The sequence below is a fragment of the Micromonospora sp. NPDC047465 genome, from assembly GCF_040643125.1.
In the GTDB taxonomy this organism is placed as follows: Bacteria; Actinomycetota; Actinomycetes; order Mycobacteriales; family Micromonosporaceae; genus Micromonospora.
This window is the reverse complement of sequence record NZ_JBEYTP010000046.1, coordinates 1-23,522: the sequence shown is the minus strand read 5'-3', so window position 1 is coordinate 23,522 and position 23,522 is coordinate 1. Positions and strand designations below refer to the sequence as shown.

At 68.3% G+C, this 23,522-nt stretch carries 20 protein-coding genes, 2 tRNA genes and 1 pseudogene; 15 read left to right on the top strand and 8 right to left on the bottom strand.

Features of this window, described 5'->3' with window-relative positions:
• Positions 1–130: 130 nt before the first annotated feature.
• Positions 131–1,252 carry a hypothetical protein gene (locus tag ABZ793_RS29220; protein WP_357462755.1) on the bottom strand — a complete coding sequence of 374 codons (1,122 nt, stop codon included), beginning with the start codon at positions 1,250–1,252 and terminating at the stop codon, positions 131–133.
• 758 nt (positions 1,253–2,010) lie between these two features.
• Here ABZ793_RS29220 and ABZ793_RS29215 point away from each other — a divergent pair.
• Both ABZ793_RS29215 and ABZ793_RS29210 read left to right on the top strand, forming a co-directional pair.
• Positions 2,011–2,101: transfer RNA gene (locus tag ABZ793_RS29215), tRNA-Ser, on the top strand.
• 36 nt (positions 2,102–2,137) lie between these two features.
• Positions 2,138–2,210, top strand: a tRNA-Arg gene (locus ABZ793_RS29210).
• Between the two features lie 1,023 nt (positions 2,211–3,233).
• On the opposite strand, the gene ABZ793_RS29205 is transcribed toward ABZ793_RS29210, so the two are convergent.
• Positions 3,234–3,830: a TetR/AcrR family transcriptional regulator gene (locus tag ABZ793_RS29205; protein ID WP_357462752.1), complete on the bottom strand. Its 597-nt coding sequence runs from the start codon at positions 3,828–3,830 to the stop codon at positions 3,234–3,236.
• A gap of 69 nt (positions 3,831–3,899) precedes the next feature.
• Between ABZ793_RS29205 and ABZ793_RS29200 the strand changes: the two genes are divergently transcribed.
• From ABZ793_RS29200 to ABZ793_RS29185, 4 genes are all read left to right on the top strand, one after another.
• Positions 3,900–4,274 carry a nuclear transport factor 2 family protein gene (locus tag ABZ793_RS29200; RefSeq protein WP_357462749.1) on the top strand — a complete coding sequence of 125 codons (375 nt, stop codon included), beginning with the start codon at positions 3,900–3,902 and terminating at the stop codon, positions 4,272–4,274.
• Between the two features lie 831 nt (positions 4,275–5,105).
• A complete protein-coding gene (locus ABZ793_RS29195; RefSeq protein ID WP_357462747.1) occupies positions 5,106–7,148 on the top strand; it encodes an NACHT domain-containing protein in 2,043 nt (680 codons plus the stop codon).
• A gap of 853 nt (positions 7,149–8,001) precedes the next feature.
• Positions 8,002–8,367: a helix-turn-helix transcriptional regulator gene (locus ABZ793_RS29190; protein ID WP_357462744.1), complete on the top strand. Its 366-nt coding sequence runs from the start codon at positions 8,002–8,004 to the stop codon at positions 8,365–8,367.
• Positions 8,364–9,359 carry a hypothetical protein gene (locus tag ABZ793_RS29185; protein ID WP_357462742.1) on the top strand — a complete coding sequence of 332 codons (996 nt, stop codon included), beginning with the start codon at positions 8,364–8,366 and terminating at the stop codon, positions 9,357–9,359. The genes ABZ793_RS29190 and ABZ793_RS29185 overlap by 4 nt, the downstream gene beginning before the upstream one ends.
• Before the next feature lie 1,090 nt (positions 9,360–10,449).
• Here ABZ793_RS29185 and ABZ793_RS29180 read toward each other — a convergent pair.
• The 3 genes from ABZ793_RS29180 to ABZ793_RS29170 form a co-directional block, all read right to left on the bottom strand.
• Positions 10,450–10,800, bottom strand: a complete 351-nt coding sequence (locus ABZ793_RS29180) for an Lsr2 family protein (protein ID WP_357462739.1) — start codon at positions 10,798–10,800, stop codon at positions 10,450–10,452.
• Positions 10,801–11,205: 405 nt separating this feature from the next.
• Positions 11,206–11,880, bottom strand: a complete 675-nt coding sequence (locus tag ABZ793_RS29175) for a uridylate kinase (RefSeq protein WP_357462736.1) — start codon at positions 11,878–11,880, stop codon at positions 11,206–11,208.
• Between the two features lie 193 nt (positions 11,881–12,073).
• Complete coding sequence (locus ABZ793_RS29170) at positions 12,074–12,877, bottom strand: hypothetical protein (RefSeq protein WP_357462734.1); 804 nt, start codon at positions 12,875–12,877, stop codon at positions 12,074–12,076.
• 317 nt (positions 12,878–13,194) lie between these two features.
• On the opposite strand from ABZ793_RS29170, the pseudogene ABZ793_RS29165 reads away from it, so the two are divergent.
• The 5 genes and pseudogenes from ABZ793_RS29165 to ABZ793_RS29145 all read left to right on the top strand — a co-directional run bounded on the left by ABZ793_RS29165 (position 13,195) and on the right by ABZ793_RS29145 (position 16,612).
• Positions 13,195–14,211: pseudogene (locus tag ABZ793_RS29165) on the top strand (IS701 family transposase).
• A 538-nt stretch (positions 14,212–14,749) separates the two neighbouring features.
• Positions 14,750–15,052 (top strand): hypothetical protein, encoded by a 303-nt coding sequence (locus ABZ793_RS29160; protein ID WP_357462732.1) that lies wholly within the window; start codon positions 14,750–14,752, stop codon positions 15,050–15,052.
• 59 nt (positions 15,053–15,111) lie between these two features.
• Positions 15,112–15,840: a hypothetical protein gene (locus tag ABZ793_RS29155; protein WP_357462730.1), complete on the top strand. Its 729-nt coding sequence runs from the start codon at positions 15,112–15,114 to the stop codon at positions 15,838–15,840.
• Positions 15,837–16,250 carry a hypothetical protein gene (locus ABZ793_RS29150; RefSeq protein WP_357462728.1) on the top strand — a complete coding sequence of 138 codons (414 nt, stop codon included), beginning with the start codon at positions 15,837–15,839 and terminating at the stop codon, positions 16,248–16,250. Before ABZ793_RS29155 ends, ABZ793_RS29150 begins: the two co-directional genes overlap by 4 nt.
• Complete coding sequence (locus tag ABZ793_RS29145) at positions 16,250–16,612, top strand: YbaB/EbfC family nucleoid-associated protein (RefSeq protein ID WP_357462726.1); 363 nt, start codon at positions 16,250–16,252, stop codon at positions 16,610–16,612. The genes ABZ793_RS29150 and ABZ793_RS29145 overlap by 1 nt, the downstream gene beginning before the upstream one ends.
• A gap of 197 nt (positions 16,613–16,809) precedes the next feature.
• Here ABZ793_RS29145 and ABZ793_RS29140 read toward each other — a convergent pair whose 3' ends face one another.
• Both ABZ793_RS29140 and ABZ793_RS29135 read right to left on the bottom strand, forming a co-directional pair.
• Positions 16,810–17,457: a response regulator transcription factor gene (locus ABZ793_RS29140; protein WP_357462723.1), complete on the bottom strand. Its 648-nt coding sequence runs from the start codon at positions 17,455–17,457 to the stop codon at positions 16,810–16,812.
• 5 nt (positions 17,458–17,462) lie between these two features.
• Positions 17,463–18,644: a sensor histidine kinase gene (locus ABZ793_RS29135; protein WP_357462720.1), complete on the bottom strand. Its 1,182-nt coding sequence runs from the start codon at positions 18,642–18,644 to the stop codon at positions 17,463–17,465.
• A gap of 142 nt (positions 18,645–18,786) precedes the next feature.
• On the opposite strand from ABZ793_RS29135, the gene ABZ793_RS29130 reads away from it, so the two are divergent.
• Both ABZ793_RS29130 and ABZ793_RS29125 read left to right on the top strand, forming a co-directional pair.
• Complete coding sequence (locus ABZ793_RS29130) at positions 18,787–19,239, top strand: hypothetical protein (RefSeq protein ID WP_357462717.1); 453 nt, start codon at positions 18,787–18,789, stop codon at positions 19,237–19,239.
• 9 nt (positions 19,240–19,248) lie between these two features.
• Complete coding sequence (locus ABZ793_RS29125) at positions 19,249–20,007, top strand: hypothetical protein (protein WP_357462714.1); 759 nt, start codon at positions 19,249–19,251, stop codon at positions 20,005–20,007.
• Between the two features lie 122 nt (positions 20,008–20,129).
• Here the strand turns inward: ABZ793_RS29125 and ABZ793_RS29120 are convergent, their stop codons facing one another.
• Entirely contained in the window at positions 20,130–21,365 is a 1,236-nt protein-coding gene (locus tag ABZ793_RS29120; RefSeq protein ID WP_357462711.1) for a LuxR C-terminal-related transcriptional regulator, read from the bottom strand.
• Between the two features lie 117 nt (positions 21,366–21,482).
• On the opposite strand from ABZ793_RS29120, the gene ABZ793_RS29115 reads away from it, so the two are divergent.
• Both ABZ793_RS29115 and ABZ793_RS29110 read left to right on the top strand, forming a co-directional pair.
• Positions 21,483–22,568, top strand: coding sequence for an S-(hydroxymethyl)mycothiol dehydrogenase (locus ABZ793_RS29115; RefSeq protein ID WP_357462839.1), 1,086 nt, complete (start codon positions 21,483–21,485; stop codon positions 22,566–22,568).
• The gene (locus ABZ793_RS29110; protein WP_357462708.1) at positions 22,565–23,197 is read left to right on the top strand and encodes an MBL fold metallo-hydrolase; all 633 of its coding nucleotides are present in this window, start codon (positions 22,565–22,567) and stop codon (positions 23,195–23,197) included. Before ABZ793_RS29115 ends, ABZ793_RS29110 begins: the two co-directional genes overlap by 4 nt.
• The last annotated feature ends 325 nt before the right edge of the window (positions 23,198–23,522 follow it).

The following is a 23,522-nucleotide window of genomic DNA, read 5'->3' as shown; positions in this document are numbered from 1 at the left end:
CCCCGTCCGCTGGCTGTGAGCCGGTCCGCGCCGCCGCCTGCCCGCCAGCTTCCGCCCTTCCGCCGGCACCCGACCGGCCGTCATCGGCTCAGCCAGCCGCCGTTCGCCGGTGGGCGCTGATCGCGCGGGCTCAGCCGGCCGCTGTCCGCCGGTAGGTGCTGATCGCGCGGGCGGCGAGCCGCTCGGCCCCCGCCGCGTCGCCGGCCGCTGCCGCGAGCACCGCCGCGCCCGGCAGCAGCCGGGACGCCGCCCGCAGCGCCAGCCAGCCACCGGCCTGGGCGGCGAGCGGCGCGGCCAGCCGCCACGCCGCCTCCGCCGCCCGCGGCCACGGCGCCTCACCGGGCCCGTCCGCCGCCCGGGCCGCCGCCAGCGCCGCCTTCGCGCTCCCGGCATCCGGGTGCACGCGAGTCAGCACCAGCAGCTCCACCGCCCGGTCCGGATGGGCCGGGTCCCGGCCGTACGCCGCGGCCAGGTGCAGCACCAGGTTGGCCTGGGTCCACAGCACCGCCGCCAGCTCGGCCAGCGGCGCGAACAGCCCCGCCAGCGCGGCCGTCGCCCCACCCGCCCCGGCCTGTCGCACGAACCGCCGGGTCGCGAGCCGGGCCAGCCCGTCGGCACCCGCATCGGGGTACGCGTCACGCAGCCCCTGCGCCCAGTCACGGGCACGCGGGCCGAGCACCTCGACGGCGGCCAGGGCCAGCAGTTCCGGAGCGAACCCGGGATGGCCGAGCACCCGCGAGGTGATCCCCCGCAGGGCCGGTTCCGGCGTACGGTCCGACGGGGTGCTCGGCGGCCCGGCGTCGGCTGTGGTGCTCGGCACACCGGCCCTCGCGCTCTCGACCAGGGCGCCGGGGGCGGCGGTCGGCGTGTCGGCGCTCCCGGTCCCGGCCTCGGCGATGTCGGGGGTCGCGGCGCTGCGAACGGCGGTGCTCGCGCCCACGTTCGCGGTGCTCGTCTCCTCCGCGTTCGTGCCCACGCCTGTGCTGCTCACCTCCCGCGCGTTCGTGCCGGTGGCTGCGGTACGCGCAGGTGTGGCCTTCCTCGCGGTCGTCGCCTTCCGAGCGGGTGTGACCTTCGTCGCGGCGGACGTGTCTGCCGTCGCGGCCGGCGGCAGGTCGACGGCCTCTCGCGGCTGCTCGGCCGGCGGGGCCTTCATGGCGGCCGTCTTCCTCGCAGGGGTCTTCTTGGCGGTGGTCTTCTTGGCCCCGGTCTTCCTGGCCGGGGTGGCGGTGCCCGCGGCGGCCTCCCGCACTGGGCTGATGGCCCGCGCTGCGGCGACTTCCTCGACCGGGGTCCCGGCGGCGGCCTTCCTCGCAGGGGTCTTGCTGGCGGGGGTGGCGCGGCGCGTTCGCTCCGCGGCGGCCGGCGCGGGCGGCCCCTCGCCCGGCGCGCTCCGCGCCTGCGCCGCCACCGGCCCCGCTGACTCGCCCTCGCCCTCGCCCGGACCGTTCGTCCCCGCCGTCCCGGCAGGGACGTCGGTCGGTGCCCCCTGACGGGCTCCGGTGGTCACGGGATCCGCGCCGCTCGTGTGCGGGACGTCACTCCGCCCGACCGCCCCGGCCCGGTCGGCGCGCCCCCGGGGCGCCGGACCGCCCGAACGATCGGCCTGGCGAGGCAGCGGCGGGTCGTCCGCAGGTGGCTGGAAGAGCACCGCCGGGGCCGGCTTCACCCGCCGGGGGCGCTCCTCGGCATCCTCCGGTCGCCGGGCCGGCGGCGATGGCGCGGGCGGTGCCGGCTCCGGTGGCGCGGGCGGCGGCGTGAAGGTCGGCTTCGGGGAGCGCCGCCGCGCCCCCTCAGCAGGCTCTCGTCGGGTCGGCTCCCGCGGCGGCTGCTCCTGCATATCGATGAAGCCTAGTCCCGATCAGGCTCGCGCACAGCCGGGAAAGCCGAGACCCGGCCGGGCCCCACGCGCTCCGGCACACCGGGCGGCCGGTCGTACGGGGAAGTCGCTTTGCTCCTGATCGCTGCGGGCATGTATCCTCGGGCGCGGTGGTCTGCAGGGGCCACCAGGGAGACTTCGCCTAGTCTGGTCTATGGCGCCGCACTGCTAATGCGGTTGGGGTCTTAAAGCCCCTCCCGGGTTCGAATCCCGGAGTCTCCGCGCGAAAGCCGGTTGTGTAGACTGGCCGAGCACCAAGCGCCCGTAGCTCAATGGATAGAGCATCTGACTACGGATCAGAAGGTTAGGGGTTCGAGTCCCTTCGGGCGCACAAGATCGGAAAGGCCTGACCTGCGGAAACGCGGGTCAGGCCTTTCGCTTGTCTGGCCCTGTGGACGTTTGGCTGCTCGATGGCTGCTCGTCCGACGAGCATCCCCTCCGTCCCGCGCGATCCCTGTGGATCCCGGGGCGTCCGGTTCGGTCCGACGGGCACCGGCGTTGACGATCACCGGGCCATTCGTTGACTGCCGATGGTGCTGGCCTGGGTGGCGCGGATGTTTCTTCTGCGGGTCGCGTCCGGTGGTTCGGCCCGCCGTCGGGTGCAGCATCAGGGTGCGGGTGCAGTGCTACGACCTGGGGGATAGTGCTGTGTTGTTACTTTCAGTCGCAGTTGTCACCGGTACACCACTCTGGCGCGGTCCTAGGAGTGGGGAAGCAGGAGCGCTCGCGGACCTCGCCCGGAACGGAGACGCGGCAGGCTGCTTTTCGTTCTACGTTCGCGCCCGCAACTACTGGGAGGCCGTCATCACGGTCACCCGCGACAGCACCGCCGTCTTGGGCCTGGGCCTGGACGACTCGGAGAATTCTCCGCAGAGCAAGCTTGTCGATCTCAGTGCGCTCGGTCCCGGTCGGCCCTGGCGGGGTCCTGGCCTTGATGTGTTGAGCCATGATGGACGAGTGGTGTTGATGGGTTGCGCTGGGGGCGAAGTCGCGGGTTCAGGCCCGCCGCTCGCTGTGCACCCCTCGTCTGCGTACGGTGGCCGCAGCGTTCCTCGCTGTCCTCGCCGCCGTTGCGCAGGGGTGCCTCGCTGCGGAGGCCGCGGCCAGTGGAGCGGCAACGTCTCACTGGATCTACTACGGGGCATCCGCGGCCGCCATGATGGCTCTGCGAAGTTAACGGTGTCAGCCAGTTCTGCAGCTATCTGTCGCGGGCTTCGGTAACCGTCGCGGCCGGGCCTTGGCGTGAGCGGCGGTCCGCGGCCCCTCGACCGCGGCATGGAGGTTCGTGTGCTGGCGGGCTGGGTGCACCGGTGAACATCGAGTGGACCCGGGAGTGGCAGGAGACCGTCGCTGATCAGGGCTCGCGGGCACCGTAGAGGCGCAGGATGCTGTGGCGTAGCGCTGCCGCGGTCTGCGCGGTGGTCATGCGCCCGGCGGCGACTTCGCCGCCGGCCGCATGTCCGAGCGCGATGGTCGCGGAGACCAACCAGGCCGGGCTGAGGGTGCCGTCGAACTCGCCGGTGGCCTGGCCGCGCCTGATCAGCCGCTCCAGGCGCTCGTTGACTGCGGCATGCTGACGTTCGGAGTCCGCCTGGTTAACGGCGGTCACCGACGGGTGCAGGAGCAGCGGGTACCGGTCGAACAGCCGCCAGGTGACGTCCAGCCAGCGCAGCAGCGCCTCGGTGACGGTGCCGCTGTCAACGTCGGCGGCGTCGAGGGCGGCGACGGCTTCGGCGGTGATGTGGTCGATGACCGCGGCCACCAGCAGCGGCCGGGACGGGTAGTGGGCGTAAACGGTTTGGCGGGTGACGCCAGCTGCGGCGGCTACCTGTTCCACCTTCGCGTCCGGATGCCCACCGAGCACCTGGACGGCGGCGTCGAGTACAGCGGCGGCGCTGCGCTCGGCGTCCGAACGCCGCCGGCGGCGCCGACCACCCGTTATCTCTGACATGTTGTCTAATCTACCGCACGCCGTTATCGTGGACACCCTGTCAAAGATAGGTCGTTTCAGGGAGATCAAATGACGCCCCGTACCGATCTGACCAGCTATCTAATCCACTATCCGCAGGAAGCGGGGCTGGGCGACGAGGATCCGGCGACTGTGCTTGACCGCTACCACACGCCGGACTATGAGCTGGTCAACGACGGCGTGCTGCTGGACCGGAAGCGGCTGCTGGATCACATCTGTCCGGCCCGCAACCGGGCAGCTGGTCTCCGTGTCGAGGTGGAGCAGGCGCTGGTGGACGGCGACCATGTCGCCGCCCGGTACCGGCTCATCGCGGAGCTGCGTAAGGGCGGCACCATCACCACGGAGATCTACATGTTCGGAGAGTTGGCTGCTGACGGTCGGCTGCGCCGGGCCATCCAAGCCACCCGGACGATCCCATCCGAATAGTTCCACAGGTACGTCAAGCGGCGCCTCGACGCTGATGACCTCAGTGAGGTTCGTGCCCGCCCAATTGGGGCTCTGGCTGGAAGGCACCAACCGAGTGATCAAAACCGTCCCCGCGACGCCTACGGCTTCCGCGGCCCCAACAACCAGCGCCTACGCGCCCGGGTCCACACACGACAGCTACCGGACCGGCGGACTCCCCCCACTAGGTTCGTAGAGCCGCCATCCGTCGACGTCAGAAGCCGAAGCGGCCCAGCGCAGAACCGGCTGACCGGATCGAGGAGGTCCAACTGCTGCGACGCTCTGCCCAACGTCATCCCAGCAAACTACTATGGATGGATGTGCGGCGATGACCGTCGCGCCGATTGCAGTCATCGTTTAACACCAGTCACCTAGACCGTCCGTGTGCGTGGCCAACGCATCAATCAGCGGTCATGATCCCAACGGGCGCGGTTCTTATTGATCTTCCCAGCCTCGACACCTGGTGATCGTCAAAGGGTCATGCCCCTCTCCATACCGCCCTGATCGGAGCGTCCACACTCAACCGTGCACGACGGTCATACCCCTACCTTGCCGGAGCCCTGCGGCCCGGGCCTTTGGATGACGAGATGTCTCGACTAACCTGTTCGTAGACTTGCTCTGGCTGTCGTGCTCGGCATAGTTCGTCGTGAGCTCCGTCGCGGTCAAGGAGAGCGTTGCTGGTATGCGACACCACATGTCGGCACCCGTGTGCGCCTTGTCAGGGACGCGCCCTATCTGGCGCACACTCCGTAGGCAGCGATGAGATCGACAGAAGGTCCACACCGGAAGGGGGCGGCGCGACGGTGGCCCTGGGTGCTCGCTGGTGTCGGCATGGTGGCGCTGGCTTGGTACTTGATGGGGCCAGTTGTCGGCGGCTACTTTAACGCAGACTTGCCTACACGTGACCAGATGAGCAGCGTGGCTGCCCTCTGGGTCGCCATTGCGAGCCTGCTGGTGTCCAGCATCGGTGTCTGGGTGCAGCACCGGCAGGTATCCCGTTCGGCAACGTTGAGCGTGCCTTCGACAGCCGACGTCGCCGAACAACTCGCCGAGGCGGTGCAGCGTCAGTGGGAAGGGGAGGAAGAACGTCGTCGAATCCACGATCCGGTAGCCCTATCCCTGCGCTGGAAGACCGTCGACACTTTCTTTGACCACAGGAAGAACATCGGCCGGTCTCCCGCAGGCGCACGACCTCGGCCGATCAAGCTCGATGGGCGACTTAGTGAGATCGCACAGGTATACCTGAGCATTCCGTCCAGACGGCTGGTCATTCTGGGTGCCGACGGTTCGGGGAAGACGGTCCTAGCCGCGCGGTTGGCGTTGGAGCTACTGAAGGTGCGCCAACCCGGCGACCGAGTGCCGGTCATCGTTAGCGTCGCCGCCTGGAACCCGGTTACCACGGATTTGTTCAGTTGGTTGACCGCGCAACTTGCACGTGACTATCCAGGTTTGGCTCCAGCACGGGCGGGGCTCCCAAACTTGGCCGCTGAATTGCTCAACGCCCGCATGATTCTGCCGATCCTGGACGGATTCGATGAGATCTCCAAGGGTTTGCACAACCGTGCTCTGAAGCGACTTAACGCTACCCCAGGTATGCCCCTGGTCCTCACTAGCCGGCCCGACGAGTACACCGCGGCCATCACTAGAGGTCGCGTTCTCAGTGGGGCGGCCGGTATCAAGCTGGCCGAACTCGATCTTCACGATATAGAGGATTACCTCTCCCGCAGCACCCGCCGAGAGTTCCTCCATGATGGGGGCCGCTGTGGAGTGTGGGATCCAGTCTTAGCTAGGCTTCGCGAACAGCCGCTGCACGGCGCGAACAGCGCGTTACGACAGGCGTTGTCCACGCCACTCATGATCTCCCTAGCCCGCACTGTCTATGGGGATACACCTGAGCACAATCCGCTTGATCTGTTAGACGTAGCCCAGTTTCCTGACCGCGAGACCATCGAACGACACCTGATCGCTGCTTACCTGCCCGCCGTATACGAACACACTGGCAAGAATGGCCATAGATGGCCCCCCGAGCGCGCCCACCATTGGCTGGCTCACCTCGTCATGCACCTCGAACAGTCCGATAGCCGCGACATTGCCTGGTGGCGGCTACGGAACGGCATACCCAAAGTTCACCGCTTTTGGGCCTTCCTTGTCGCGTTCTTTCCCGTAGCGGTTTTCGGCGGGGTCGGGCTGTCGCTGGCGCTTCACTTCGAGCCAGCTACATTCGTAGGAATCCTGACTGGGGGCTTGGTGGCACAAGTGCTGGCCAATATTACTTGTCGGCCCGCGGAAGGACCAGACCCCGCCCGCACTCATTTCGACTTCCGCCATCGCCTCTCGCACATTGTGAGGATGCTCTGGCTTGGGCTCATAGTAGGTCTGACGTCCGGCATCACTCTCAGATGGCTAGTCGGACCCCCGATTGGGTTTTCATTCGTGATCGCATTCGGGTTGGCTCTCGGGCTGTCCATGGCAGTCACGGTCGCATCGCACAGCTGGATCGACATCGACACGGAGGCCAGTCCCGCAAGCGCGCTGTCTGGCGATCGGAGACACACAATCATAACCGGAATCTCTCTGGGCTGCGCTGTATCCGTCTTCGCTTCATTCATATCCGGACCTATCTATGGTATTATGGTCGGGCTCGCGACCGGGCTCATGTGGGCGCTCACGAGTGCGTGGGGACAATGGCTGGTTTTGATTCGGTTCTGGCTGCCCCTGCAAGGCCGACTGCCGTGGCGTACATTCGCCTTCCTCTCAGACGCGCGAGACCGCGGTGTGCTGCGTCAGATTGGAGCTGTCTACCAATTCCGCCATGCACGGCTCCAGCATTACTTGTCAAGGGTTGACCGGGCCTGATCCAGGGCTCCGGTAAGGCAGGGATATGACAGTTGTGGACGGTGGGTGGACGGACGCTCCGGATCATGACGATTTAGAAATGGACCCAACCATTCGATGAATATCCAGGTGCCGGAGCTGGCAAGACCGAAGTGCTCCCGCCAGCCGCGCCGCCACGTGTCGCGGGCCTGCTTCTGATGAGGTTCCCCCTGCTCGCGGTCCGGCCCAACAATCGACGGCGGGGCGGACGGTGACGCGCTGGGGATGCCGAAGCATGCGGGGATATAGCTCCTGGCTGCTCCGTGGCTGGTCGAACGTCGACGAACTGGCACGGACATGTCGGGACTGAGCTGGATTTCACCTGTCCGGGCGCGGAGTCAAGAAATCCAAGATGACCGATATGTGGCAGGGTCTGCGGGGGATACTGCCGGACTGGCTCGGACAGCGACCGGACGCAATCGCATGCTTGCCACTCCCCGCAAGATCACCTGACTGCGGATCAGAAGGTTAGGGGTTCGAGTCCCTTCGGGCGCACAAGTTTGGAAGGGCCTGACCTGCGGACACGCGGGTCAGGCCCTTCGCTTGTCTGTCCCTTGTGGACGCGTGGCTGCTCGGTGGCTGCTCGTCCGACGAGCATCCCCTACGTCCTGCCCTGTCCGGTGGGTTCCATGGCGTCCGGTCCGGTCCATCGGAGCCCGGGGCAGATGATCACCGGATCAACGCGAGCACCGATGTAGTGGCCGCGGCATTCACCGGGACGCGATCGTTTGGAGCGTTACCGGCACGTGGTTGGCATGGCGACCTAGACCAGCTGGATTAGGCCCTGATTGGCGGTTTGCCCCTTCTATACCTTCGCAGTCGATATATTCCGGGAGTGGACACACCGCTGCGGGAACCGACCTTCTGGATACTCACCGCTCTCGCCGGTCCGGCACTGCACGGCTACGGGATCATCAGGGAGGTGGCTGCCCTGTCCGAGGGCCGGCTGTCCATGCGGCCTGGCACCTTGTACGGCGCGCTCGACCGGTTGGTGGATGCGGGCCTCATTGAGGCCGACCGGGAGGAGGTCGTTGACGGCCGCTTGCGCCGCTACTACCGCCTCTCCAGCACCGGTAGTGCCACCCTCGCTGGTGAGACCGAACGCCTGCGACGCAACGTGGAGGCAGCGACCGCCCGCCTGGGCAACCCGCCGCCCGCCGCCCGGCCCATCGCCCCGCGCGCCGTGGGAGGACTGGCATGAGGGACTTGGAACGCCGCTACCGGCGACTGTTGCGGGCCTACCCCGCCGGCTACCGCCAGGCACGGAGCGCCGAAATCGTGGGCACGTATCTCGACCTGGCCGGAACCGACCGCCGCTGGCCGTCAATCCTCGACGTGGCGGACGTGCTGGCCGGGGGTGGCCGTGAGCGCCTCCGCGCCGCCGGCGCTGCCGACCTCATACCCGGCGTACGTCTCGCCGCTTTCCTCAGCTACATCACCGCGACCGCTCTCGCTGGCTTCTGGGCCGCCGCCGAAGTGGTCACCACTTCGGGTGCGTGGGGCTCGCCGGCATTCGGGCCATTCGCTACCACCGGCATCGTCGTATGGGCCAGTTGGCTGCTGGCCGCCGTCGTTCATATCCTCGCCCCGGCCCGGTGGGCTCGCGGTGCCATCGGGCTGGCACTGTTTCTCACCGTCGCCGTGGTGCCGGTCGCCGCTCTGGCCGACCTGCCCCGCCCGTACATGTTCGTTCTGCTTCCCCAGGCAACGCTGGGCCTGCTGGCACTGGCAATTCCATCCCACACGGCGCAGCACCATCGCCTCATACCCCTGGCAATCGCACCGGCGGCGGCCCTCATCGCAGTCGGAGCCCTGTCCGGGCGAAGCAGTTGGTTCTACCGGTTCAGCTATGGGGCCGCAATCCTCCCGGAAACCGGCGCGGTCCTCTTGCTGACCGCCATGCTCGCCGCCGCCGTACTGTCTCTGCGCGGTGACGCCCGAGGGCTGTGGGCTCTTCTTGTCCTGCTCACCCCAATCGGACTACTCGCTCTGTACCCACTGACCGAGAACGTCGCCCCGGTCGTGGGCGCCGGATACGCCGACTACCGCGTCATCACCGGGACCACCGCCGCCACATTCATCCTGGGCGGGATGACCCTGGCTGCGGCACTCGCGATCCGCGCACGTTCCAGCGCGACGGCTAGCATTCCGACAATCTCTGTTCACGACCGCTGCCCAACCTGCGGCAAGTAGCGGTCCACTAATCGTGGCTACTGGGGCGCGCGGTGTACCGAGCGGGCGCAGCCGACGGCGGGTCACGGCCTAGGTGTACTGCCCAGGGAGGTTGGTCAACCTAATGATGGGTGGTTGGCCGCTGGTTGCGGTGTGGGGTCGCGACGGACGGGACTGTGCGAAGGTGGCCGTATGGGTTTCTTTGACCGTCAGGTCGCCGCGCTGGTCCCCGAGCCGGAACCGTCTACCCCGCCCCGTCCCGCCTGGATGAAACCCGAGGCCGTGTTCCCCGGCGTTGTGGCCGAGCACCACGTGCTGGCCCACACCGGCAGCGTCGCAATTGCGATCAATGGCCTACTTGCCTACCCCACTGGCTTCGAGTTCACCGTGACCGCGGTGCTCCGGAAGCCGGCCCGCCGGCCCGACCTTCCGCACCACGGCATTCACAGCACGTGGCGCGGGACCGGCCGACCTCTGCCGGCCGAATTCCTCCGGGTGGGAGTGCAATTCGCGGATGGAAACAGCATCACTAACATCGACCGGCACGCGTTACCGCCGCCGGAGGCCAAGCCAGCTGGCCCGTTACTGATCTCGGGCAGCGCCGAGGCGGACGACCGGCGACGGGTAGCGCGCTACTGGGTCTGGCCGCTCCCGCCGATTGGGCCGGTCACCTTTTGTCTGCGAGTGGCCGGGATACGGCGTCCCCGAGTCACGGGTGGAAATCGACGGCCAGCTGATACTCGACGCCGCCGCGCGGGCAGTTCGGATCTGGCCCGAGACCGACAAGGCGACCGACTGACAAGGCCGACCCGGCGATGCCTCCTCCGCTGCGGCGCCACTCCCTCCTTCGCAAGCGCGCATGGGCACCGTTCGGTGGCAGCGCGTCCTGCCCACCCAACGGCTGTCGCGCGCGGCTTCCTCGATAGAACTTCTCTTCCAAGAAACTCGCCCACGGCGGTGAGCTTCGCTGCAGTTCCGCGTCATGCGACCGACCAGATCACCGCTGCGGCGCCGCCCCATCCACCCAGGCCCTGGGAATGGCGACTCGATTTTCCTCACCCGTACTTATCGCCGACTCAACACAGGCCCTGGCCGCGATTGCTTGATCGAGTCAGCGGCCTGCCTTCGAGTGGTACTCGTCGACGATCTCCTGCGGGATCCGGCCCCGGTCGGAGATCTCCTTGCCAACCTTCTTGGCCCAGGCCCGGATCGCCTTGTTCTGCTCACGGTCGACGGTCGTGCCGCCCCGACGCTGGGCGGCCCGGCCGCCCACGACCACGCCGCCCCGGCCCACCTTCGTACCGTGGGCGACGTACGGAGCGAAAACGTCCCGCAATCTCTCGGCGTTCGAGCTCGACAGGTCGATCTCGTACTGAACGCCGTCGAGCGCGAACTTGACGGTCTCGTCAGCGTCCCCGCCGTCCAGGTCATCGACCAGCTTATGAATGATCTGCTTGGCCACGTCCCACATTCCTTCCGGGCAGGGTGTGCCTACGAACCCGCAAGCACGATAGCCCGTCAGACACTTGCCGCATCAACAGGACGCGGTAAAGAGCCGACAGCGACGACTCCCCGGCAGTCCGATGGGAGAATCGTTTCTGGAACCCCTGGCAAGAGGGTCACTGCCGAGTAGGCGGATGACCACTTTGAGTTGGCTGAAGGGCTGAACCTTGCCATCACCTGCCCTTGTTCGATTCGCAGGATGGCAGCCTCCATGCTGTGGTGGCCTTCAGTGGCCTTGACTGGCAGGAGTGCGTACTCGTCCGATGTGAGTTCCCGCGGGCAGGCCGGCCGCCGTAGGGGCGCGTCACGCACCGTAGCTGCGACGGACTTGCGTCGGCATCCGGATCTGTCGAGTCGAGTGCGGTCAGTGTGTTTGTATCTCCCAGGCCGGCTGTTGGGGCTCGTCGTTGTGCACGATGATGTCGACGTGATCGGTCGGGCGGACCGTAGCGAAGTAGAGCTGTTGGGAGGGGATGTAGCGCTCGCGCCAGCGCCGTTCGACTTCGGCCGGAGATGACACCCGGCGTTCTCGGATCACGGCACGATCTACGGTCTTGTCGAGCGCGGTCGACACGAAGATGCGCAGTTCCCACCGATCGATCAGTTCCGGGCGCATGAGGAAGACGCCGTCGAAGACCAGCACGGCGTCGGCGGGGGCGGTCCTGACCGGTTGGGACAGGGCAGTGTCCGCAGTGCGGTCGTAGACCGCGTGTTGAAAGCGTCGATCTCCGCCTGGGCCGAGCGGATCGAGCAGAACCCGGTTCAGCGCGCTGTAGTCGTGGGTGTCGAAGTAGCAGCCTTCGGCCGAGTACTCGCCGCGCGGGTAGCGCTGTGCCCGGGGGAAAAGAAAGTCGTCGATTGTCGCGCGGATGACGTCGCGGCCTTGTTTGCGCAAGACGTCGGCCAGCTCGTCGGCGAGGGTGGTCTTGCCTGCGGCGGGGGGTCCGTCAATGGCAACCCGCGTCGGGTGGGCAACGGTGACCGACCCGACTGCCTCAGTCAGGCGGCCGAGCAACTCGTCGCGGGTGCCTTGGTCCATGTCCTCTCGCTCCTAAGTCTCACGAAGGTCGCGATGTCGCGCCGAGCGGCTCACAACGCCGCAGGCCGCCGACGTGATCAACAATCGGCGGAGGCCGCCGCTGCTCGATGCTGAAATGAGCATGCGTACGACGGCGAATTCTTTATCCGATGAGACTCGCCGTGGTTGGTGTTAAATATGTGTCTTTGCGGCGCTAGCTTTCTAGCGCCTTGAGTAGGGCGAGTACGTCGCCAGCCGGTTCGATGTTTCTTGGCTTTAGTGGGCTGGTTTGTCCGTCGACCTTGTGCCAGGTCGTGCGCGCGGTGCCCAGGTCGGGTCCGAGGGCGTTCATCTGGATGGCGAACTCGACCAGTCGGCCCTGGTCGTCCGTGGCCGCAGTGAACGGGACGGCATGGACCTTGCGGCCGTACTTCCGGCAGAGGGCCTCATCGGCGTGTGGGGTGGCCATCAGGTCGAGCTCACCGGCGAAGCCACTCTTCCCTCCGGCCTTGCCTGCGCCGTCACGGCATACATCCACTACCGCGTTGACGAGCCGGCTGACGTTGCCGGGGTCTTCCGGCGCGAAGTCAAGGCGGCTGCCCACCGGCACCTGAGACCTGGACAGCGTGTAGCTCGTTCCGAAGCTGATCCCCGGGACGTTGTGCATGTTGAAGTAGACGTCGTCCCCGAACACCGTGATGAGGATCGTCCGGTCAGTCTTGCGGAATTTGAAGTGCACCGACCCGCTGCGCTCCTGCGCATGGGTCACTGCCCCGCCGGTAGTTTCCGTATCCTCGGTGGCGACGCGAACGGTCTGCTCGGTGACCCACCCGGCGGCGGAGGTCAGTTCCGCTTTTCCCTCGGCCTGCCGTCCCGCCGCGTTCGGATTGGTGGGGCTGCAGGTGGGCAGCGGGCCGCTACTGTCGTTCTTCGAGGTGGCCGGCCCGCAGCCGGTGACACCGAGGCCCACGCTGGTGGCCACGGCGAGCATGGTGGCGGCAAAACGTCGTGTCTGCATAGCCGAGTCACCTCACAGGAGCGGAAAGGGCCTCGCGGTCGGGAGGCAGGCAGAGCATAGAGGTCCGGCAGTGCAGCACCGATGCCACCTCATTTCCCGATCGTTGGCAACTTCTTCCGCAGCGGCGACCTCTTCGCCGCACTTGCACGCGAGTGGTGGCCGCTGTGCGTAGGCGCCGACGCGAACCGGTACGCCTTGTGGTGTCGGCCGTCCAGGGCAAACGGGGTTTGAGGTGCCGGTGTAGCACGGCGGCCCGGGTCGGGTTCACGGTCGCTGCCGGGCTCGCACCATGACCGCGCGTTGACCGTGGCATGTAGATGCCGGCCGCATCCGCGCCAGGCGGTAGTCGGAAGGGCGTGTGCTCGATCGGGGTCCAACGGCAGTACAGCGGCACCGCCGGTCGTGTCGAGAATAGCCAGGTCGGGGTGTTCCTGGCCTACGTGTCACCCGCGGGCCGGGCGCTGATCGACCGCCGGCTCTACCTGCCCGAGACGACCTGATGCGGTCGCCCCGACCGCCTGGCCGCCGCCGGTGTCCCCGACCAGGTCGAGTTCGCCACGAAACCGGCCCTGGCCCGGCAGATGATCACCGCCGCAGTGGACGCAGGTGTCCCAGTCGGCTGGGTAACCGGCGACGAGGTCTACGGCGCCGACCCCGGCCTGCGCGCCGACCTGGAACAGCACGGGATCGGCTACGTCCTGGCCGTCGGCTGCGACCGACGCGTGCACGTCAACAACGGCCGCACCCTGATCCGCGTTGACGACCTCGCCGAGCGGATCCCCACCGGCGAGTGGCAGCTGCACAGTTGCGGGCCGGGTGCGAAAGGCCCCCGCGACTACCTGTGGGCCTGGATCACCACCGCCACCAGCCACAGTGAGCATGGGTGGCTGCTCATCCGCCGCAACCGGACCACCGGCGAGTTCGCCTTCTACCTGTGCTGGTCACCCCGCCCGGTGCCGCTGCACACCCTCGTGACCGTTGCCGGCTCACGCTGGAGCATCGAGGAGCTGTTCCAGACCGGCAAGGGCCAGGTCGGCCTGGACCACTACCAGGTCCGCGGCTGGACCGGCTGGCACCGGCACGTCACCCTGGCCATGCTGGCCCTGGCCGTCCTGACCATCCTCGCCGCCCGGCAGCCCGACACCGACCCGGAAATCATCGCGCTGACCGTCGCCGAGATCCGCCGACTCCTCAACGCCTTCGTCCTCGCCCTACCACTCCCACCAGAGCGCACCCTGCACTGGTCAACCTGGCGACGAACATCCCAAGCCCGAGCCCGACGATCCCACTACCAGCGCAGACTCGGTCACCACGGCAGCCGGAAGGTCAAGTGACGTTGGAGTACTAGTCGGTGATCGCCGTGCAGGCGGGGCTGGCTGCTGGCCTGGCATGGATCGTGGCGTGCCAGATCGGGACAAGTATGCGTAATCCTGTCTTCGCGCCGGTCGCCGCTGTCGCCACGGTGGGCCGCGGCGGTGGGGCAACGCCTCCGTCGGTCGTCGAACTCATCGCCGGCGTAGGTCTCGGCACCGTGATAGCACCCGCGATGAGTCGGCTGTCGGAGCAGCTGATAGCAGCGGGACGGGCGTTGGCCAACCGGGATGCTGCCCGCGCCCAGGCGGCGCTCGACCAGTTGTGGAACATGAGTGGCGATCTGGCGCGGTCCGACGCGCTGCAAGGCGCCCACGAGGTGGTGTGTTTCTCGCCGCGCGACGCCAGGCCTGATGAGCTGTCCGGCTGCGGCCATGGCCACATTCGGACAGGCCGAGCCAGCGCTCGCGACGGCCACGCGTCCCTATCCTGGCACCCGTCCGGGCCAGATGAAGATCACTGCCAAGCTGCCCCGGCAGGCGATGATCAAGGAAGCGCAGCATGCCGTCGATACACATCACATCCCTGCGGGGGCTGGGTGAGGCGTTCACCAGGCACTCCGACCAACTGGACCGGGACACCAAGCAGGTGCTTCTCGGGCTGGCCCTCCCCTCCGAGGTGTTCCCCGCGTACGCGGTGGGCGCGCCGACGGACTACGAGCAGGTGCGCTCCGGCGTCGAGGACGTCACCGTCGCCATGGGAAAGATCTTCGACACCATCGGCGTCGCGCTGACCCGGGTCGCTGCCCACTACGAGGAGATGGAAGAGCAGCAGGGCAGCGGATTCAGCTACCGCGACGGTTAAGAGCTCAGCGGGGCTTGAGATTCGGACCACGAGGACTTGAACAGGGGAGGGACCTGCCCGTGCACGAGGGCAAACAACTGCTGGACGACGACGCTGACGACAGCAAGGCCTGGCAGTCCGTGCTGTTCGGGGTCAACGGGGTGTTGGCCGCGTCCTTCCTTCCGGACGCGATCGCCGCGTCGGCGGCGACGTTCACCGTCGGACACGCGTTGGTCCTGCCCAACGTGGTCGATCCCGAGGCGTGGTTCCGCAGTTCGGGCTCGTGGGGCGAGCTCAAGAACGCCTACGATCGCATGCACGGCGACCTGGAGAGCAGGATTGCCGAGGCGAAGAGCCGCTGGCAGGACAGCGCGGCCAACGAGTTCAACGGGTTCGTGACCGGCGAGTTGCAGCCGATCCTGAAGAGACTCTCCGAGACCTGCGCGTTGATGGACTCCGCCTGCTTCCAGATGGGCGCCGGCGTGGCGGGCGTCATCGCCTCCTACCTCGTCGCCGCCGCCAGCGCGGCGGTCGCGGCCATGGCGGCGAACGCCTCCGGCCCGGCCTCGCCCGCGGTGAAGATGGCGATTTTCGCGGCCTGGGCCGCCTTCGTCGCCGGCCTGATCGGCCTGTTCGTTTCGTTCGTCGCGGTGCTCTGGTCGACTTCCAAGACCGTGAGCGACGCGTACGACGCGCTGGCCAACAAGCTCGGCGAGAAGGACGGGCAGATCGACGCGGGCAGCCTCACCCTGCCCGAACCGGTTCGGATCGCGATCTCGAAGCCGCAGGAGTGGGAGAAGCAGCAGTGACGGATTGGATAGGGGAGATCGGCGGCTCGGCGCGGGAGGCTCAGCGGCAGGGCTACGCCGGGGAGTCGATGCGGCGCGTCACCGAGGCGGTTGACGGCTTCGCCGCCGAGATCGCGGCGCTGACCGACGAGTCGGCCGAGGGTTGCGACAGCCTGGAGCTGGTCGCCGCCCGCGTCACCGGCGACTATCGCGTCGAACACGTCTACATCAGCCCGCAGGCGATGGCCGCGCTCGACGCCACGGAGCTCGGCGCAGCCTGCCAGGAGGCAATCGCCGCAGCCCGTACCAACATGGGCGAGCGGCTGACCCAGCGCCTGGCCGGGATCTCCGGCGACGCGGACGTCCCGCCGCCCATGGACCTGAGCGCGGCGCTCGACCAGATGCGACTCGCCGTCGAGCGGATCCGGTGATGGACGTCGACTCGTTGCGCCGCATCTGCGGCGACATGGTGGCGGCGATGACCCGGGCCGCCGAGTTCGCCGAACGGGCGCCGCACGCCGAGTACGAGGCCACCTCCCCGGGCGGGGAGGTCACCGTCCGGGTGTCCGGGGCGAAGGAGCTGCTGGAGATCTGGATCGACACGCGGGCGAAACGGACCGTCGACAACCTCACGCTCGGCGAACTGGTGACGCAGACGATCCGCGCCGCCGAGCTGCGGGCCGATGACGCGCGGGCGCAGCTGCTCGACGGAACGTCCATCGGCGGGTTCGCGGTCGGTGACGTCCTGCGCGACCCCGGCCAACTGCTGTCCCGCTTCCAGCCCGGGCACTGAGCCGCACCCGTCCGCGGGACGGCGCGGTCCACGAGCATTCAGACGGCTGCCGGATGATTTCGATGACTTGTGGAGACGATCGGATGTCGTGCGGCGGCCGCTGCACGGCGTTAACGCCGAGGGCTGGCTGGCGGAGTTCGACACCGGATCCGCGGCGGGGCGACCCCGACTCGCACGTATCTTCTGCTCAGCACTTCTCATCGAGGGGTGTCGACGAGGCCGGCGCGGTGCGCGATCACGACCAGTTGGGCACGGTCACGGGCGTCCAGCTTGTGGAGCAGCCGACTCACATAGGTCCGAGCGGTCGCCGGGCTGATGAAGAGCCGCTCGGCGATCTCGGCGTTGTTCAGTCCGAGGCCGATCTCGGCGAGGACCTCGAGTTCCCGTGGTGCGAGCCGGTCGATGAGGTCCGGGTCGGGCCCGGACCGGGACCTGACGGCGGCCCGCATGACGGTCGTGGTGACATCGGGGGACAGGACCGGCCGCCCCGCAGCGACCGCCCGGATCGCCTCGCGCAACTCCTCCGGGGCGATGTCCTTGAGTACGTAGCCGGCCGCGCCCGCCCGCAGCGCCTCCAGCACGGTCTGCTCCTCAGCGAAGGTGGTCAGGACCAGCACGGCGACATCAGCGAGAGCGGGGGACTCGGTGATGATCTGGGTCGCTGCGATGCCGTCGAGGCCGGGCATGCGGATGTCCATGAGAACCACGTCCGGTCGCAGCTCGCGTACGCGGGCGACGGCAGCCCCGCCCTGATCCACCTCGGCGACGATCTGGATGTCACCGTCATGTTCGGCCAGTGCCTTCAGGCCGCCGCGCAGCAGTACCTCGTCTTCGGCAATGACCACCCTGATCACCGTGCTCCTCCGATCGGCAGTACCGCCTCGACACTGAATCCTGTGGGGGTGGGCCCGGCCGTGAGGGTGCCGCCGAGCAGTGCCGCCCGCTCCCGCATGCCGTCGATTCCCCGCCCCCCGTCGCCCCGGGTGGACCGGAGACCGGGTTCCGTCCGCGCGCCGTGACCGTCGTCGGTGACGCGTACGCGCAGCTCGTCTTCGCTGCTCCGGACGGTGATCGTGGCACGGTTGGCGCTCGCGTGGCGGAGCACGTTGGTAACCGACTCCTGCACGATCCGGAAGGCTGTGCTTGCCGTCGGCGCGGGAATGGCGGCCTCGTCGACGTCGATCGAGACCGTCACGTCGAGTCCGGCGTCGCGGGCCGCCTGCGCCGTGCGTTCGATGCCGGTCAGGGTGAGCAGGGCCCGGCCCGCGTCCTCGCGATCGGACTGGAGGATCGCCAGGGTGCGGCGCAGATCCGCCAGGGATGACCGGGTGGCGTCGACGACGTTGTCGAGGGCCCGCGCGACGGCTGCGTCGTCCGTGCCGAGCGACTGCTGCGCGACGCGTGCCTGGACGGAGACCAGGGACAGCGCGTGGCCGATCGAATCATGGACGTCCCGTGCGATACGCAGGCGTTCTGCCTCAAGGTGGCGGGCTGCCCGTTCCTGCTGTTGGTGACGTTCCAGGGCGACCACGCGGCGTTGCTGGTTGCGCAGGGCGCGTGTGCTGCGGACAGCGAGGGCGAGGGCGATCGCGCAGCCGATGAGGGCCACGTTCGTGATCAGGTCGTAGGCCAGGACGGCGCTGGACTCGCCGTCGGTGGTGCGGAAGTACAACGACACCGCGAGCAGGACCGCTCCGACAACGGAGGCCACGGCTGCGTGCCCCCGCTCGGCGGCGCTGTAGAAGGCCCCGACCAGCGGCAGCGCCATGCCGATCGGTGGGTACCCGCCGGCGTAGTAGGCGAACACGAGCAGAACCGCGGTGATCAGCACGGCGACCGGCAGCCGGCTGCGGAGCAGCAGCAGCGCACCGAAGCCGGCCGCGAACACGTACGCCCCGACGTCGTGTCGCCCACCGTCGTGCGAGCCGATCGCGATGATGAGCGCGACCGCGATGGCCTGGCCGGCGGCGACCAGAGCGGTGAGGACCCACGGTGGCACCTCATTGTCGCCCGCGCCACGGGTCATGGACATGAACGACATGATCGCATCCGTCTGCCGGGCGACGTGTACGTCGAGGAACGACGTCCCATGTCGCCCCACGGTGTAGCGCCCACCGGAAAGTGACGAGACTCGACCGACAGGCCGGCCGAGCAGGCGACCCTAGCGTGAAGACATGGAACCTGCCTCAGTTCTTCGACGCCTCAACTGGCCGCTGGTGATTGGCCTTGCCGCGCTGGCGCTCGTCCGGCCCCTCTTCTCCATCGTCGGCCTGAGCGATGTGTTGGGGAAGCCGGCAACACCGCTCATCCTCACCATCGCCATCACCTCGGCCTGGGTGCTGATCGTGGGCCTGAGCCGGGTACGCGAGCCGCTGCTGACCCTCGTGGCCGCCGGGCTCACCTACGCGGCCGCGGCGATCCTGCTCAGCGCAGTGCTCTCGCCGATTCTCACCGGAGAGCTTCAGGGCCCGCTCGCCATGCCGTTCGCGGTCATCCCGCTGTTCGTCACAAACATGATGTGGGGCCTCATCGCGGGCGGGCTGGCAGTGCTCGTACGGCGGCTGCGCGACGGCCGGCACGCCACCGCGCATGCCCCAGGCCACGAAGACCGACGCACCCACCCGTAGGAGACAGGTATGACGCTCTCGACGGCGGGGTCGGTGAACTCCGAGCAACGGATTCTGCTCCGGATCGGCGCGGTGTGCGCGATCGCCGGGCCACTTGTGCTCGGCGCGTCGTTGGCCCCGCACGGTGATCTCCCCACGCGCGAGGAGAGTCTCGTAGGCGAGGCCGTGGCCCTGCGGTTCATCGCCGATCACCAGACCTGGCTGCTCATCCATCTGGGCACGATCGTGGCTGGGCTCATCTGGCTCGGTGCTTTCGTCGCACTCGCGAACACCCTGATGCCGGGCGCCGCCCGCGCGGTCGGCCGGTTCCTGATACCCAGCGCGATCGTGGGGAGCCTCTTCGTCGTCTTTGACTACGGCGTGGACGGCTACGCGCTCAAGGTCCTGGCCGACGAGTGGGCAACCGCTACCGGCCCGGAACAAGAGGCGCTGCTACGCATGGCCGAAACCGGAATCTGGTTCCTCAACGGCACCTTCCACAGCGAAATCGTCGTGTTCTACGGGTTGACCATGCTCTTGGCCGGGCTGGCGGTCGCCCTCGATGCCCGCTATCCCCGTTGGTTCGCGGTCGCCGGGGCGATCGCCGGCGCGCTGGTGCTCACCAATGGCCTGCTGGCCTTCGCCGGGATCGGGTTGGCGCCGGCCGGCGGCACCGACCTGTTTCTCTTCGTGATGGTCCTACCGCTGGAATCCCTCTGGCTCATGGTCCTCGGCCGCCTCATGTGGCGGAACGCCAAACGCCGAGCCGCCCAGCCTCCAGCCGAGTAGGGGGCGGCCGAGCGGGCGTCTTCCTCCAACGGACCGGCCCGCCACCACCATCGTCGTACGCGTCATGGAAATCCGACGCGCCCTGACAAGCCACCCACCGGCCTGACCGAACGGCGTTGGTACTAGATGCCCGCGTCGAGCGCCAGCGCCGTCGCCTCACCGCGGGAGCTGACTTCCAACTTCTTCAGCAGACCGGCGACGTGGAACTTCACGGTGCTTTCGGTGATGCCGAGTTCGATGCCGATGGCCTTGTTGCGCTTCCCCTGGGTGACAAGGCGAAGTACCTCGAGTTCCCGCCGGTTCAGGCTGCTCAGTTTGCGTCCGCCGGAACGGTCGGGAGCTGGAGCGAGTGGAAGGCTGATGGTGGCGCGGCTGCCCCAGTCGGGCACGGCGTCGAACTCGACGGTGGCGCCCAGCGTACGGGCCCGGCCGTCGAGCTCGCGGCGCAAGGCGTGGGTGTCGAGGCGGCCGCCGCCCTGGTCGCGCACATCGACCCGCAGCGACGTGCCGTCGCAGTCCCAGGCGATACGCAACCGGGCGAGTCCCGGCTGGGCGGTGAAGGCCAGCACGACCGTACGGGTCATGGCGTGCGCCGCGCGGGCAATCTCGCCGGGCACCGGGCGTACGTCCTTGGGCGGTGGCACGAAATCCAGCTGCGCGTCGTGGTGGCGCAGCACCTGGCGGATCTCCTTGCGCAACTTGGCGAACACGGCCGGCGCTGGTTCCTCGGACGAGGCCAGGTCGGACTCCTGAGCGGTGCGCAACGCGACGAGCGCGGCGGACGCCGAGTCGGTGGCGGCGAGACGGGCGCGGCGATCGTCGAGGCCGGTGGAACGCAGCGTCGTGAGAATGGTGACGAGCGCGGTCTCGTGGGCCGCGGCCATCTCCGCGATCGTGCGTGCCCGCTCGGTCGACGCCGCGCGCGATTCAGCGAGGTAGTCCGGACTGGCCTGGGCAACCTGCTGCCGGATCGACGTCGCGACGATACCGAAGACCTCCGCCAGGACCTCGGACTGAGGAAAGTGCCTGGCCGCGCTGCGGGCGACGAGGACGAGCAGCGTGTCCACCGGATCCCGCACCACCCACACCGCGCGGGCCTCTCCGGCTATCGTCGCCGTGGTGCGGAGCGGACGGCCGGGTTCGGTGCGCGCCTTGAGGTCCTCCAACTCCGCGAGAGTGACCTTGTTGATCGTCTCGATCGCCCCGGCCACCTTGCGAGGGCGGCCGGTGCACTCGCGGGTGAAGATGATCAGTGCGGTATGCGGCCAGCGGTCGGCCAGGTACCGGGAGAACCGCCCGGCGATCTCGTGCAGCGGCCCCTCGATCACCTCACGCAGCCCGGCAAGTTCCGTTCCCATTCGAACACCCTAGCCGGAAGACCAGGTTTCTCTCGTCCGCCGGCCAGGGCGCGTACAGGGAAAGCGCAGCTAATGTCGCTGTCGCATGAACCACCGATCGAAAGAGGAACCATCCCCATGCCACAGCAGGTGCGCGGTGTCATCGCCCGTTCCAAGGGTGCGCCGGTCGAGCTGACGGACATCGTCATCCCCGACCCCGGTCCCGGCGAGGTCGTGGTCGCGGTGGCCGCCTGCGGTGTGTGTCACACGGATCTGACCTACCGCGACGGCGGGATCAACGACGAGTTCCCGTTCTTGTTGGGCCACGAGGCCGCGGGCACCGTCGAGAGCGTCGGCGAAGGCGTCGAGTCGGTGCGACCCGGCGACTTCGTCGTCCTGAACTGGCGAGCGGTCTGCGGTCAGTGTCGGGCCTGCAAGCGGGGTCGCCCGCAGTACTGCTTCAGCACGTTCAACGCGACCCAGAAGATGACCCTGACCGACGGCACGCAGCTCACCCCCGCCTTGGGCATCGGCGCATTTGCGGACAAGACGCTCGTGCACGCCGGCCAATGCACGAAAGTCGACCCGTCCGTCGACCCGTCCGTCGCGGGCCTGCTCGGCTGCGGGGTCATGGCCGGCATCGGCGCGGCGATCAACACCGGTGCGGTGGGACGCGGGGATTCCGTGGCCGTCATCGGCTGCGGGGGAGTCGGCGACGCCGCCGTCGCCGGCGCTCGTCTGGCCGGCGCCTCGACGATCATCGCCGTGGACCGCGACGCACGCAAGCTCGAGTGGGCCCGAGAACTCGGAGCCACCCACACCGTCGACGCCTCAGCCACCGACGCCGTCGCGGCGATCACGGAGCTGACCGGCGGGTTCGGTGCCGACGTCGTGATCGACGCGGTCGGGCGCCCGGAGACCTGGAAGCAGGCGTTCTACGCCCGCGACCTCGCCGGCACCGTCGTGCTCGTCGGCGTGCCCACCCCGGACATGCGCCTGGAGATGCCGCTGCTCGACTTCTTCTCCCGCGGCGGCGCGCTGAAGTCCTCCTGGTACGGCGACTGTCTGCCTGAGCGGGACTTCCCCATGCTGATCGACCTGTACCTGCAAGGCAGGCTGCCGCTGGACAAGTTCGTCACCGAACGCATCGCGATCGACGACGTCGAGAAGGCGTTCCACACCATGCACGCCGGCGAGGTGCTGCGCTCGGTCGTGATGCTGTGAGCGGCACGCTGCGGATCGACCGCGTCGTCACCTCCGGGGTGTTCCAGCTCGACGGCGGCACGTGGGAGGTGGACAACAACGTCTGGCTCGTCGGCGACGACGACGAGGTCGTCATCGTCGACGCCGCTCACGACGCCGAGCCGATCATCGAGGCCGTGGGCTCCCGTGCCGTCGTCGCCGTCGTGTGCACACACGGGCACAACGACCACGTCACCGCCGCGCCGCGTCTCGGCAAGGAGTGCTACGCGCCGGTCCTGCTGCACCCCGGCGACGAGGAGCTGTGGCGGCAGAGCCACCCGGACGAGAAGTTCTGGCCGGCGACCGACGAGCAGCGGATCGCCGTGGCGGGCACGGAACTGCGGGTGATCCACACCCCGGGGCACTCGCCCGGGTCGATCTGCCTGCACCTGCCCGAAGCAGGGGTCCTGTTCACCGGCGACACCCTGTTCTCCGGCGGCCCCGGCGCCACCGGCCGCTCGTTCTCGGACTTCCCGACGATCATCTCCTCGATCCGGGAACGGCTGCTCACCATGCCCGGCGACACCCGGGTCCACACCGGTCACGGTGACGGCACCACGATCGCCGCCGAAGCCCCGCACCTGGACGAGTGGATCGCCCGCGGTCATTGACTCGGGCACGTCGGCCCACCGGGGCCACCGGGCCACCGGGTCGACGTTGCCGGTGCGCTCGCCGTTGTCGACCAGGCGGCGCTCCGCCGGCCGTACCGCTACAACACCGTCCGACGCCACTCCCGGCTCGGACAGCAATCCCCGATCACCTAAGAGAAACACCCGACCGGCACCGGTCACGCTGGCCCAGCCGCCGAGACCGTCTTCAAGATCAGGGGTCAAGCCCCGTCTCGGCGGCGGGTCAGCGGGTCGGGGCCCCGAGGGGACGGCGGCGGGTGCGCTCGCGGCCGAGGATCCAGAGCGCCTCGACACCGTCCTTCCACGT